At 67.0% G+C, this 12,616-nt stretch carries 10 protein-coding genes and 1 pseudogene; 5 read left to right on the plus strand and 6 right to left on the minus strand.

Annotation, left to right across the window (positions count from 1 at the left end; translation table 11 throughout):
* Positions 1-318 precede the first annotated feature (318 nt).
* Positions 319-960: pseudogene (locus tag ACP4E5_RS30090) on the plus strand (transposase family protein).
* 14 nt (positions 961-974) lie between these two features.
* On the opposite strand, the gene ACP4E5_RS30095 reads toward ACP4E5_RS30090, so the two are convergent.
* Complete coding sequence (locus ACP4E5_RS30095) at positions 975-2,216, minus strand: ISKra4 family transposase (RefSeq protein ID WP_425834076.1); 1,242 nt, start codon at positions 2,214-2,216, stop codon at positions 975-977.
* Between the two features lie 149 nt (positions 2,217-2,365).
* On the opposite strand from ACP4E5_RS30095, the gene ACP4E5_RS30100 reads away from it, so the two are divergent.
* A complete protein-coding gene (locus tag ACP4E5_RS30100) occupies positions 2,366-3,079 on the plus strand; it encodes a reverse transcriptase domain-containing protein (RefSeq protein ID WP_425834078.1) in 714 nt (237 codons plus the stop codon).
* A 6-nt stretch (positions 3,080-3,085) separates the two neighbouring features.
* Here the strand turns inward: ACP4E5_RS30100 and ACP4E5_RS30105 are convergent, their stop codons facing one another.
* A complete protein-coding gene (locus ACP4E5_RS30105) occupies positions 3,086-3,835 on the minus strand; it encodes a transposase family protein (RefSeq protein ID WP_425834080.1) in 750 nt (249 codons plus the stop codon).
* 473 nt (positions 3,836-4,308) lie between these two features.
* Between ACP4E5_RS30105 and ACP4E5_RS30110 the strand changes: the two genes are divergently transcribed.
* Positions 4,309-4,707, plus strand: coding sequence for a M23 family metallopeptidase (locus ACP4E5_RS30110; RefSeq protein ID WP_425834082.1), 399 nt, complete (start codon positions 4,309-4,311; stop codon positions 4,705-4,707).
* Positions 4,708-6,292: 1,585 nt separating this feature from the next.
* Positions 6,293-6,721, plus strand: coding sequence for an SSI family serine proteinase inhibitor (locus tag ACP4E5_RS30115; RefSeq protein ID WP_425834084.1), 429 nt, complete (start codon positions 6,293-6,295; stop codon positions 6,719-6,721).
* Between the two features lie 354 nt (positions 6,722-7,075).
* On the opposite strand, the gene ACP4E5_RS30120 is transcribed toward ACP4E5_RS30115, so the two are convergent.
* Both ACP4E5_RS30120 and ltrA read right to left on the minus strand, forming a co-directional pair.
* A complete protein-coding gene (locus tag ACP4E5_RS30120; RefSeq protein WP_425834086.1) occupies positions 7,076-7,945 on the minus strand; it encodes a transposase in 870 nt (289 codons plus the stop codon).
* A 247-nt stretch (positions 7,946-8,192) separates the two neighbouring features.
* A complete protein-coding gene (gene ltrA, locus ACP4E5_RS30125) occupies positions 8,193-9,647 on the minus strand; it encodes a group II intron reverse transcriptase/maturase (protein ID WP_425834088.1) in 1,455 nt (484 codons plus the stop codon).
* Between the two features lie 664 nt (positions 9,648-10,311).
* Between ltrA and ACP4E5_RS30130 the strand changes: the two genes are divergently transcribed.
* Complete coding sequence (locus ACP4E5_RS30130; RefSeq protein ID WP_425834090.1) at positions 10,312-11,244, plus strand: IS5 family transposase; 933 nt, start codon at positions 10,312-10,314, stop codon at positions 11,242-11,244.
* Here ACP4E5_RS30130 and ACP4E5_RS30135 read toward each other — a convergent pair.
* On the minus strand, positions 11,186-11,707 hold the full coding sequence (locus ACP4E5_RS30135) for a hypothetical protein (protein WP_425834092.1): 522 nt from the start codon (positions 11,705-11,707) through the stop codon (positions 11,186-11,188). The genes ACP4E5_RS30130 and ACP4E5_RS30135 overlap by 59 nt on opposite strands.
* A 59-nt stretch (positions 11,708-11,766) precedes the next feature.
* Positions 11,767-12,357, minus strand: a complete 591-nt coding sequence (locus tag ACP4E5_RS30140) for a hypothetical protein (RefSeq protein WP_425834094.1) — start codon at positions 12,355-12,357, stop codon at positions 11,767-11,769.
* Between the last annotated feature and the right edge of the window lie 259 nt (positions 12,358-12,616).

The following is a 12,616-nucleotide window of genomic DNA, read 5'->3' on the forward strand; positions in this document are numbered from 1 at the left end:
AGGCTCGAATCGGCACCAAGATCGAACGACGTCAGCCGGGCGGTCGCCCACCCCGATTTTCCCGACTCCAGGGTGTCGTTGCCAAGGGTCCGGATGACTTTCGTGACGGCTCGTCGTCGGACTCTGCCCCCTCGTTGGCGAAGTCCTCCGCGTGTGGCCTGGTCGGCCCTCAGACCGGTTCTCGGGGACCGATGTCATGGCGGAGGGAGATCAGCGTGGCTACTGATGGGGTGAGGGTGCCAGAGGCCGGAAAGCACGAAGCCCCCGTGTCGTTGAGGAAGGTGTCCCAAGCCTCTCCTCATCGACACAGGAGCCTCGTTGATTCCCTATCTTGCCGCACTCGACCTGCCTCACGTGCTCGTCGAGTGGGTCGCCATGCACATCGTCACCCACGAGGGTGACCGACGCTGCAGGTTCCCTCTACCAGCGCGCTCTCGTCGGGCTGTCTATCTGCACCGGAACGACACCTCACCCAGCTCGCCGCCGGCTTCAGCATCTTGGTGGGCACGGCGCGTGCCTACGCCGCCGCGGTGATCAGCCTCCTCGCCGCACGCGCACTGGCCTCTCGCACGTCCCGCGGGAGACAACCCCCGGCTACGTCCTGGTCGACGGGGTGTAGGCCGACGGCGACCGGGTCGACGACTGCTGCCACCCCACAGGCACTGCCGCCACGGAATGAACGTGCAGATCGTGACCGATCGCCACGGGCGGCTGCTGTGGATCTCGCCCGTACTGCCTGGCCGCGCTCACGACCTGACGGTGGCCCGCACCCACCAGATCATCCGGATCTGCGAGCGTCGGGGCGTCCCCCTCCTGGCCGACTGTGCCTGCACAGGTGGCGGCGCCTGAGGCGTGAAGCCGTGACGCGTCTTCCGCAGAGCCCAACGTAGCCCGAATCGAATGACGTCAATCGCCAAGGCCGTCCTCACCTTGGAGCGGAAATGGGTGCGGATCCTCTGAAGTGATGGCCGGGATCAAGCAGTGAGGTTGTAGTTCTGCTGGTCGGGGCTGGGATATAGGCGTTGATGGTCGCGGGCTGTGTGGAAAATCCAGTAGTCCTCGAAGTCGCCGTTCGTGATCAGTGCGCGGAGTCGGAGGACGGCTTCGGCTCCGTGGAGTCCCCAGCGGGCGCCGGTGATGTCGAGGCGGTCGGCGATCAGGTGGCGGCAGGCTGCTTCGACGGCGCCGGTGGCGATGGGCCAGCCGGCCGCGAGGGCGGTGTCGTAGTGGAGTTGGTCGAGGTGGCCGGTGAGGTAGCGGTGGCAGGTGGTGACAGCCTCGCGACGAGTGGCGGGAAGCCGTTCGGCTGCGGATTGGACGGCCATCTCAGTGGCGGCGCGGTCGGCATGTCCGGCAAGGATCGCGGTGAGTTTGTCCGCGGCCCAGGTCTCGGCCTCGCGGCTGCCGACCGGGTGGAAGGCGTGGGCTGCCGTCCAGCAGTACTCGGCAACGTGCACGAAGTCGAGCAGGATGTGGAGGCGGATGCCGCGGCGGGCGGCTTCGGCCTGGATCAGGTCGAGTTGGTGGCGGGCGCCGTCAACGAGCACGATCCAGTCCCGCAGATGCTGCGGGTCACGGGCCTCGGCCTGGTCGAAGGCGTCGGCGATGACCTGTTCCGGAGAACGGATCACCGAGGCGGTGCACCATTTGTGCTGTGCTGTCGGGCCCGGCCTGATGGGCCGGGTCTGGCTGCGACCGCCGGGCGGATGCACGATGTCGTGTGGCCGGCGCGGGGTGGGAACGGTGTCGAAGACGCAGGCCACCGTCGCCATGCGCTTGGTGTGTCCTGAATGCGAAGGAGAAAGGACATGTAGGAGTTCTGATCCGTAGCAATGCTGCGTGACTGATGAAGGAATTTGGCCCTTCGGAGTCGCCCTGCGGGGGGAGGCTTCAAACCGCCCCGCGCTGCGTTGGCTGAAGACCGTCGTGGTGAGCGGTCGGGGAAAAGGCGCCGTATGAGGCGTCAGGTGGGGACCAGGAAGACGAACGCAAGTGAATCGTTGCTGACGTGTCGAAAATGGTAAGACGGCATCGAAACCGTGGGAATAAGCGGCCTCGGGAAAGAGCCTGGCGGGAGCCCGTCTATTGGCCAGGCGGTGTCCGGCATGGAGACGACGTGAGCCTGGTCTGCTGCGGTCACGTGGAACAGGAGAAGGCACGCTTCGATACGTCCTGTCCCGGTAGGGCAGGTGAGAGGGAGTGCTCCAAGCGGCCATCACCGCAAGGGGTCGAGTACCGAGACGAAGCGTGCTGGCGGACCGGCTCGTAGTAGTGAGGAATCCCCTGCAATGGGGGTGGAGCGAAGGGGCCGGGTCGTTCGTGGCTATGTGTGTCTGGTCAACCGGATGTTCTCCGGGAGGAGCCGATGGACAAGTTGAAATCACAGGTCAAACCGTTCGAGATCCTAAAATCGGAGGTCTGGGAAGCGTGGCGTGAGGTAAGGGCGAACAAGGGGGCGGCCGGCGTGGATGGCCAGTCCGTCGAGGAATTCGAGAAGGATCTGAAGAACAACCTTTACAAGATCTGGAACCGGATGCCCTCGGGGGCGTACTTCCCGCCGCCGGTCCGCGCGGTGGAAATCCCCAAGCCGCACGGCGGAGGCACAAGAGTCCTAGGAATTCCTTGTGTTGCCGACCGGGTGGCCCAGACCGTGGTGGCCCGGCATCTATCGAGGAGGGTGGAGCCGATGTTCCATCCCGACTCATACGGATACCGGCCGCAGCGGTCGGCCCTGGACGCGGTGGAACGCTGCCGGGAACGGTGCTGGAAGAAGGACTGGGTCATCGATCTCGATGTGCAGAAGTTCTTCGACACCGTCCGGTGGGACCTCGTGGTCAAGGCCGTAGAGGCACACACCGACGCCGTCTGGGTGAAGTTGTATGTCAAACGGTGGCTGTGTGCGCCGTTGCAACTGCCCGACGGCACCCTCCAGCAGAGAGACCGGGGGACCCCGCAAGGATCCTCGGTCTCACCGGTGTTGGCGAACCTGTTCATGCACTACGCGTTCGACATGTGGCTCGTCCGGGAGTTCCCGACGGTCGATTTTGAACGTTATGTCGATGATGCGGTGATCCACTGAGCGTTTTCAGCGTTGCCTCTCCAGGGTGAGGACGGCTTTGGTGATGACGCTTATGCGGTTGGGGCTGATGCGGGATCTGCGGAATATCTGCCAGGACTTCAGTCGTGCCATGCCTCGTTCGACGGGTGCCCGGGCTGCGGCCAGGGCGCGGTTCGCAGATTGCTCGGTGGGTATGAGTTCGCCGCCTGGCGGGCGGCGCTTGGCGGTGGTGACCCAGTCGCCGCCGCCGATGTAGGCCATGTCAGCGAGGATGGGGACGCCTTGGCGTTCGCAGATCCGGAGGATCTTGTGGATCCGAGCGGCTGTCAGATCGTGGGTCCGGCCCGGCAGCGCCGGCGACAGCCAGAGGATCTTCCCGGTGGGATCCGTGACGACCTGCACGTTCACCCCGTGCCGCTTGTGTTTCGCCGAGTAGTCGGCCCGGCCGTCGCCGACGCGGTCGCACTCTGCGAGCGTGCCGTCCAGAAGGACGAAGTCCGGGTCGTGCGTGCGCAGCGTCTTCAGCAGGCCCGGTGCCTGCTCGGCGAGCAGGCCGGCGACCGCGCTGACGTAGGCGTGGGCGGTGCCGACGGATATCCCGAAGGCCGCGGCGATCTGGGCGAGGGTGTCATGGCGGCGCAGGTACACAAGTGCGACCAGCGCGCGGCGGTGCGGCGGGAGTTTGCACCGCCGGTCACCCTCGCGGGTGACGATGAGCATCGTGAGCCACTCGACCAGGGCGTGAGGCAGGTCGAGTACGGCAGGATACGGAACCAACAGGGCTCCTGTGCTGCTGAGTTGAGACGTCGAACACCTCCCTCAACGGCACGGGAGCCCTGCCCGTTGCGCGCCCCGACGTCACACCGCCCCCATCACCCGATCGGTGACCGCACTGAAAACGCTCAATGACCCACCCCAAGCGGGCTCACTACGCGAGAGCTACACCCTTGCTGGTTCTCGGTGGTGTCCGGCTCGCCTGAATGGTTCCCGCGGGGTTGCGCGGCCTCTGCGGCGTGGGTGTCCTGTCCGGTATGGCCTTCTTCCATCATGCGCCGACGACGGGCGCTGCACGGCGCCGTGTACTCGGCTTGCCTGCGGCTCTGCTCGGTGGTGCGCTCGTTGTGCGGCTGGCGCCCGGTGCCGCAGCATGCCCGCAGCGTGGTCTTGAAACCGCACGGGAGTCCGCGCGCACCTGGGCGGAGCTCGGCGGTGTCGAGACCGCTCGGCATGGTGGACCTACTCCGGCGGCGGTGCCGCTGCGGCGCCGCTTCCGTGTCTCCAAGGGCTACGGCGCGCGTGGTAAGTGGCTGGCGGGGCGTCATACCGGCATCGATCTCGCGGTGCCGAGGGGGACGCCGGTGTACGCGGTCCGGGCCGGTACCGTGGTCTTGGCCGGGAGGTCGGGCGACTACGGCAAGGCGGTGACCATCCGGATGTCCGACGGGCACTACGTGGTGTACGGGCATCTCGACCGCATCCGTACGCGTAAAGGCGCCCGGGTGAGCGCGGGGACGCGGATCGCGGACAGCGGCAACACCGGACACTCCTCGGGCCCGCATCTCCACCTGGAGATCCGCGCCCGCCGGGGCTACGGCTCGGATGTCAGCCCGGTTGCCTATCTGGCGCGGCACGGTGTCCATCTGACGTAACTCTGCGAGCGATTTACCGGGGCTGCGGGCAGGGCGCCGCCTGTGTGGTTCGGCTGCATGATCGGTTACACGGTGGGCTGGGCGTGGCGGTTGCACTGGGGGCGGGTGAATGCCGCCGTCGGCCTCACCGAACAAGCGCCTGCCGGTACCGTCATCATGGACCAGATCGCCGCCGACCTACGTTGTCACCCTCGACCTCACCTGAGCGCGAGGCCGGCCCTGGATCCGGCCCGAGGCCCTCCGCGGCCCACCAGAGCACCGCCGCCCTGCCGGTGCAGGAGCCCTGCTCCCTGAGGCCTGGCTCGCTTCCGGGGCCATGTATGCCGCTGGTCGCAGCAGATACGGTCCGATACGACGGCCCCGCATCCTGGTGGTCAGTACCGGGGCCAGGGGCTGCGGTGGACGAGTGTGTCCCACTCCTTGTCCGGCCGGCCGGCCGGACACCGCACGGCCCTGCAGCGCCCACAGCTGGGACAGTTCGGCGAAGACCGGCTCGACCTCGAAGCGGGGGACGGTGTCGCCCACACCGCGCTGTGGGCTGATCGCTGGGTACTTCGTGGTCACGGCACCTCCAAACCCGTGACAGGGCGCGATATCGCCAGCCGGTGCCCGGGCACCGCGATAAAGGAGACGGGCATGGCCGCCCCGGGCATCGACTACAGGACTACGCCGCGAACGCTACGTCCCTGTACCGGCTTTCGGGCCGTTCCTGACCTGGGGTGGCTCCCGGTGTCACCCGGCCGGTCCCCGTCAGACTCGTTCGATCGGCTGCATCTCGGCCGCGGCGCAATCCTTGTCCGCGGCCTGCCGTATAGACGACTATGAAACCGGATGAAGCGGACGACATCCCGCTCACAACCCTGCCCATCGAACCCCGCAGCCTGTCCTGGACCGATCTCACCGATGACACTGGCGAGTGCCGATGGTGCGACGAGTTGCTGCAGACGCCCCCAGCCCGTCCGCCGGCGTGGCACATCCGCTCCTGGCTACCCCGAAGACTGTGACCGCACCCTGACGGCCCGGCGCGTTCCCTCCCGGGGCGCTGTGATCGTGGAGCCCAGGTGCTCGGGAGGGGAATGGCGTCGGGCCTGGTCCACTCCGGTCGGAACTGAAGAGTTTGGTCCTGAATCCACCACTCTCGCGCCGCTGTACGCGCCCACCCTGTTCGAGAAGACCGCCGAGGGCCAGGAGCAGGACAAGCCAGATGGGTTGACTGCTCGTCAGGTCGGCCGGGACCCGCCCAGCCCAGCGCCTACGGGCAAGAGTCAGGCCCTGGAACCAGCACAGTGTGCCGGGAAAGCACGTCGAGTCATATGCGTGGACACAGGTTCCAGGGCAAAGGATGGTCACCGTCCGTACGACACCCTGTCCCGTCGGCCGCGGCCGATGCACCGTCCGCCGCCGCTTCACGCGTGCGGTCCCGCTCCGCGCAACCAGGATGGGCCGTCGGGGTGAATACATGACGCCGTCCGGGTGACCGGCCCCCTTCCGGAGTATGCGCCGCGGGGCATGGCCGGGATGTGGTGGTCACCGACACGGGCAGCCGCCCGTGCCGGTGACCTGAGACAGAAAACGGTGACTCGACATGGCGACGACCACAGCTATCAAGCTTCGCGCCGCGCTGTTGGCCCCGGTGCTCGCGGCCGCGTTGCTCGGGGCGGGTGCCAGCACCGTTCAGGCGTACGCGCCCGATGCGGGCAAGACACACGACAACTGGATGTACGTGGCCGTCGCCGAGCACGACGCCAAGCCCGGCGAGCTGACCGAACGCGTCTTGAAGTGCGGCAAGTGGTTCACCGACGTGAAGGTGTACCGGGCGTGCAAGCAGCTGGCCAAAGCCGATGGGGACATCGGCAAGATCCCGGCCGAGACAAAGGCCTGCTCCAAGGAGTACAAGCCGGTCACGGCCCTGGCGTATGGCAAGTGGAACGGCCGCAACGTCGCCTACACCAAGATCTTCCCCAACGAGTGCGTCATGCACGCCACCACCCGGGCTGTATTCAAGGCCCTCTGAAGCACCCTGCGGGGTCGCGCGTCCGGCGATGGGCACACACTTTCCGGCATGCGGACCCTGCAAGGGCACCAGGCCGTTGTGCTCACGGTCTCGGCCGGGTGTTCCCGGCCCGAACCAAAATCGTGACCGTTCGCAGCCCGGACTTGCAGGTCTCGCGCTAGGCCAAGGGCCCGGGCCGCCAGCACGAGCCGAGTTGCCGGTTCGACCTCGATCAGTGCGGCAAGGAAATCGACGGACGGGCGCCGTGGTCCGCCGCGAGGGGCAGCGGCGCTTGATCTGGCCGCCGCCCCCTGTCGGCGGTCAGAATTTTGGTTCAGGCCGCGATTCCGAATGCTGTTGGTGATCTTCGCCCGGTCAACCGGCAGGCGGCTTTTCGGTGTTCTGGCAGAGTCGCTGGAATGGTGTGAGTGGCCGTGGGACACGTGGGGCTGTGGTGCCGGGTGGGAAGCATTCGCTGAGCCGGATGATGTTCGTTCCGGCGGCGGTGAGGACGTGCTGAACGTGCACCTTCGCCAGCCCTCGATAGCGACAGTGGCGCAGACCATGGGTGTGGACGGTCTCGGAGACGGTGGCCTCGCAGCCGGCACGCATCGCGTAACGGGCCTTCCAGGCAAGGGTTTCCTGCTCGGCGCGGGCCCTGTCTTGGATCTCCTGCTGGGGCCGGGGCATGAGGAAGAGATGGCGGCCGCGGCCCCCGGTGTTGCCGGTGCAGGAGAGCCGGTCCTCGCAGGCTCGACAGGCCGCCCGAGGGAAGAGCACCGAGTGGCCCGGCTGACCTGCGATCTCGGTGTCGTTCCAGGGTGGGCTGGTCACGCCACGTGGGCAGGTCGCTGTGTGCTGGTCCCAGTCGATGCGGAAGTCCCGCTTGTCGAAGCCGGGGCGGCGCAGACGGGGCGAGCCAGACCGGACCGGGCCGAGCAGCGTGACGCCGTAACCGGCCGCGGCCTGCAGGATGGAGGCCGGAGACACGTAACCGGCATCGACAAGGTGCTCGTTCGGCAGCAGGTCCCGTTCGGCCAGGGCACGATGGATTGAATCCAGCGTCGAGATGTCCTGTTCGGGGGCCGTCTGGGTCGTGACATGGACGATGACGTTCGGCCCGTCGGTGTCGCAGGTTTCCGTCTGATGATCTTTGTAGCCGATCCAGGCAGCCTTGCCCGGCCGATGCGCGAAGCGGGCCTCGGCATCGTGGGGAGTGACGATCTCCGTGCTCGACCAGGGCACCCGCGCCGACCCGACGCCCGGACTGCCCTCGCCCGGACCATCCAGACGGCGCGGGGCACCGCGACGGCTGAGCCGGTCGTGGCTGTCCTTCGGGCCGCGCCAGCCCAGCTCACCATCCTCGTCATACCAGTAGGGTCGGCCCGAGGCGCGGTACTGGCCTTTCGACCAGCCCGTTTCCTCGGGCCGCCCTCCGAACCGGACGTGCCCGTTGGCCGAGCATCCGGCTCTCCACGAGCCCGAACAACGGCTATCCGATGGCCGGTTGTGCCTTCTCACTCCACGGGTTCGGGATGCGTGTTCCCCGGTATCGGTAGCGGACGATCTCCACCTTCGCCGGGTTGAACAGCCGCACCCCGTCATGCTCCGGCCACCAGGTCGCGCCGACCTGATCGCCTTGATAGCGGCGCTTGAGCTGCCTCCAGGGAACTCGGCGGTGCTTTCGGCGGATCCATCGCCAGACCCGATGCCACGTGTAGTAGCCCAGGTAGTTCAGGCTCGCCTTGGCGGCCGAGTGCCGGAAGTAGTTCGCCCACGCCTTCATCAGCCAGTTCAGCTGGATGAGCAGTTCGTCGAGTGAGTGTCCGATGTTCTGTCTGCTGATCGCCTTGACCTTCCGCTTCACCGCCTGCATCGACGGCTTGCTCGGATAGGTGTAGACGTACTGCTTGTCCGTCCCCCTCTTGCGGTACCGCTGGATGCGGAAGCTGAGGAAGTCGAACCCCTCGTCGATGTGAGCGATGGTCGTCTTGGCCTGCGACAGACGCAGACCGACCTCCTCCAGCACCGTCGCGACCGCGTCCTTCAGCTCCTCGGCGTGATGCCGTGAGCCGTTGATCATGACGACGAAGTCGTCCGCGTACCGGATCAACTTAAAGGTTGCTCCGCCGCGGCGACGGTGCCAGGCTCTCGCCGACACCGTGCGGCCGATCGTCTGCCAGAACCGGGCGAAGTGCTCGTCCAGAACCGACAGGGCGATGTTGGCCAGCAGCGGCGAGAGGATGCCGCCCTGGGGTGTTCCGGTGCGGGTGTCCCTGGCGACCTGGTCTTCGGAGAGAATCCCGGCCTTCAAGAACGCCCTGATCAGACGCAACACACGCTTGTCCCCGACGCGTTGACGCACTCGATCCATGAGGGCCGTGTGGTCGATCTCGTCGAAGCACGCCTCGATGTCACCTTCCAGCACCCACTCGTAGCCTCGGGTGGCGAAGTAGTGGATCTCGGCGATCGCGTCGTGCGCTCTCCGGTTCGGACGGAAGCCGTAGGAACACGGCTCGAAGTCCGCCTCGAAGATCGGCTCAAGAACAATCTTCAGAGCCGCCTGCACCACCCGGTCCGCGATGGTCGGGATGCCCAGCCGGCGCATCTTGCCGTCGCGCTTGGGGATGAGCCTTTCCCGGACCGGGACCGGCTGGAATTCACCGGATTTGAGTAATGCCCGAAGCTCGTCGAGGTAGACCTCGACGCCCTGGCCGCCTTCGATCTTGCTGACGGTCCGGCCGTCGACCCCGGCCGTTCGGGCACCCTTGTTGCCCCGTACTCGACCCCACGCTGCCAGCAGCGTCGCGGGATCGCAGACGAGGTTGAACAGATCATCGAATCGACGCGACCGGTCTTCGGCCGCCCATCGGTGCAGCTTGCGCTGGATCCTCAGTACCCGCCCCCAGACCGCATCCGGGTCCACGAACGGTGCGGCGGTATTCACCACCGGCCTCCTGCCCTTCCAGTCCGCTTGCTGCGGACTCGCTGCCTTCCTTCGCCATGTGGACGGCTTTCCCGTCCTCGGACTACTACGAAGGCTCCGCCCCGCTCCACGGCCATCAGCCGACGGTGGGCCTGCCCCCCAACCACGCTGGTGGCGTGGGTGGTTGGGCAGCCATGGAGCGGTTCCCATGTTCACTGTGTTTCGATCAGCGGGGGCGGCACCCAGCTTTCTCCCGGCAGCCTCACCACGGTTACGCCGCAGACCTTCACCGTGGCCTCCGGCACCAGCCAATACATCCGGCGTCGGAGTCGTCGACATGTACGACACCAGTCGACACATACTGCATCCCGGCCCATATCCACCAGGTTGGAGCCGGTGGGCTTCCTTTCGAGAGGTCAACCACTGGTTCACTCGCGTTGTACCTATCCGCCTCGCTTGCCGGACCCGAGCCGTCTGGTAGTCCCGGCCCGTCCCGTCGTTGTCAGGGCTGCTTCCCGCCCTCCCCGGCACCTCCCGGTTCAGAGACTGTAGTCCTATCGATCTTGAGTGCGGTGTGATCGAAAGTGGCTGGTGGGCTGGGTGATTCTGCCGTGGCCGCGCATGAACACAGGGCCTCTGGTGCAGTTCGGAGTTGCTGAGACAACGAACGCGCCAGGAGGCCCTGATGACTCTGTTGTACGCGGTCGAGCCCGATGAGCTCAACTCGTCGGCCATGTCGTGCGATTGCCTCGCTCATCGGTTCGGGAACGCGGCCGACCAGCCCGACAGGGCCCGGGCCTACGACACAGACCTGACGGACGCCCAGTGGCAGGAGATCCGGCCGCTGCTGCCGGTGCCGGGGTGGCTGGAGGGCCGGGGCGGACGCCCGGAGGGCTACTGCCACCGGATCATGCTGGACGCCGTGTTCTACGTGGTCGACGGCGGCATCAAGTGGCGGGCGGTGCCGGCCGATTTCCCTGCCTGGGACCGGGTTTACGCCTTCTTCCGCCGCTGGCGGGAGCGCGGGCTGATTGCCGAGCTCCACGACCGGTTGCGCGGCAGGGCCCGGATCGCGGCCGGCCGGGAGCCGGAGCCGAGCGCGGCGGTCATCGACTCGCAGTCCGTCAAGGCTGACGCGGTGGTCGGCTCCGGCAGCCGGGGCTACGACGGCGGCAAGAAGATCAACGGCAGGCGCCGGCACCTGATCTGCGACACACTCGGCCTGCTGTTGATGATCCATGTGAGTGCGGGTGATGTCACCGACCGGCAGGCGGCCACCGACATGTTGCCCGCTCTGACCGGCCGTTTCCCCACGGTCACGAAGCTCTGGGCCGACGGCGGCTACACCGGCACCCTGATCACCTGGGCCCTGGCCGTCCTGCACCTGGTCGTCACGGTGGTCAAGCGCACCGACGACCTCAAGGGTTTCGCCGTCCTCCCGCGCCGCTGGTGCGTGGAACGATCTTTCGCCTGGCTGCTTCGCTCACGCCGCCTCGCCCGCGACTACGAACGCAGGCCCGACTCCAGCGAGGCGATGATCCAGTGGTCGATGACGATGCTCATGATCCGCCGCCTCGCGGGCCCGCGGCGAGCGCGAACCGCCCCGACGGCTCCTTGACCAGCCAGCCCCTGCGCACCAGCCGGTTCGCCTTGGACCGCACGCCCTCCAGCTTCGCCGCCACCGGCTCCACCCCGAGCCCCGCAGCCAAGTCCTTGCAGGTCAACGCCGACGCGGAAGCGGTCAGGACCGCCAACATCCGCTGATACTCCGGCGACAGCGCCGACACCTTGAGCCCTTCGCACCACGCGGGCACCACCGAACCCGGCACCGCACCCGACGGCGACGGCGACGGCGACGGCGACGGTTCAGGATCCCCGGACTCCGGCGGGTCCGCCTCCACCACACCGTCCGGGTCGGCGAGAACCTCGACGACAGTCTCCCGGGAGACGACGAACCGCTCCCAGTCGAGTTCCGCTTCCCGCAACGCGGCCAGCACCCGGTCCGCCTCGGCCCGCAGTACTTCCACCCGCTGAGCAGCAGCTCGTTCCCGCTCCTCCAGCAGCCCGATCACCGACGGCATCCCGCACCTCCACGACCGCACCGACACGACGTGTCCTTGCTGCCACAGAACCCATCACACTATGCCTGACCAGCGCGAACCCGACGATCAAGTACGGAAAGACAACAGCCTCTCAGACTGCCCTCAGCTTCAAGTCCCCTGCTGCGACAAGAAGACCGAGAAGGTCTTGCACCTCCTTCGAAACACAGCGCCTCATGGCGCACGTACTGCTGGATCCACACCTGCCGCAGCACCTGCACCTGTGGCAGCGCACGCAGCCGGGGTGGAGCACCGTCCTCGTAGACCGCGCGGAGCAACTGCATGCCGTCCTCACCAACCTGCAACACGTACGCGGCCAAGTCCTCTTTCACCTTGGGCAGCCGGTCGTAGCGGGCCGGACGGCCATAGCGCTTTACCCATCCGGCAGTGACCATCGGTGCCAGCCACGCGTCATCCGCGGCGGCGAGTTCCTCCAGCGCGGCCCGCAGGGTCTCCGCGATGAGCTCCACGCGGTTCAACTTCCTGACCGCGGCCAGAACATGAGTCGAGTCCGTGCGCATCTGCCCATGCCGTTTGACCAGACCCGCCGCCACCAAGTGCTCGATCATCACCGCGAGCAATCCATCGGCCCGACCGTCCTGGGCCATCCGGTCCCGGAACTCGCTGAGCACCGAGAAGTCGAAGCCCGGATCATCCAGATCCAGGCCGAGCGCGTGTGAAGTAGGCCGCCGACGAGGTGCCCCTGGCTGGGGTCCTTTTCCGACGGCCCCTTCCCGAACCGGGTATGCGGCTTGTCACCCCGTAGGCGATCCCGCATTCCCCTTGCGCTGGACGTATCGAGCGTGACGTAGGCGGCCTGTCCGTCCCCTTGGGCGGGCTCGCTGCCCGCTGTCCACCGGCCGGAAGGATTGAGGCGGCGGAAATAGGACC

The sequence above is a fragment of the Streptomyces fractus genome (genome assembly GCF_049844455.1).
In the GTDB taxonomy this organism is placed as follows: domain Bacteria; phylum Actinomycetota; class Actinomycetes; order Streptomycetales; family Streptomycetaceae; genus Streptomyces; species Streptomyces fractus.

What these genes read in the sequence shown, in the direction of transcription:
- ACP4E5_RS30095 (WP_425834076.1), bottom strand. Translation starts at nt 2,216, where the DNA reads ATGGCCGCTTGGAGCACTCCCTCTCACCTGCCCTACCGGGACAGGACG.
- ACP4E5_RS30100 (WP_425834078.1), top strand. Translation starts at nt 2,366, where the DNA reads ATGGACAAGTTGAAATCACAGGTCAAACCGTTCGAGATCCTAAAATCG.
- ACP4E5_RS30115 (WP_425834084.1), top strand. Translation starts at nt 6,293, where the DNA reads ATGGCGACGACCACAGCTATCAAGCTTCGCGCCGCGCTGTTGGCCCCG.
- ACP4E5_RS30130 (WP_425834090.1), top strand. Translation starts at nt 10,312, where the DNA reads ATGACTCTGTTGTACGCGGTCGAGCCCGATGAGCTCAACTCGTCGGCC.
- ACP4E5_RS30135 (WP_425834092.1), bottom strand. Translation starts at nt 11,707, where the DNA reads ATGCCGTCGGTGATCGGGCTGCTGGAGGAGCGGGAACGAGCTGCTGCT.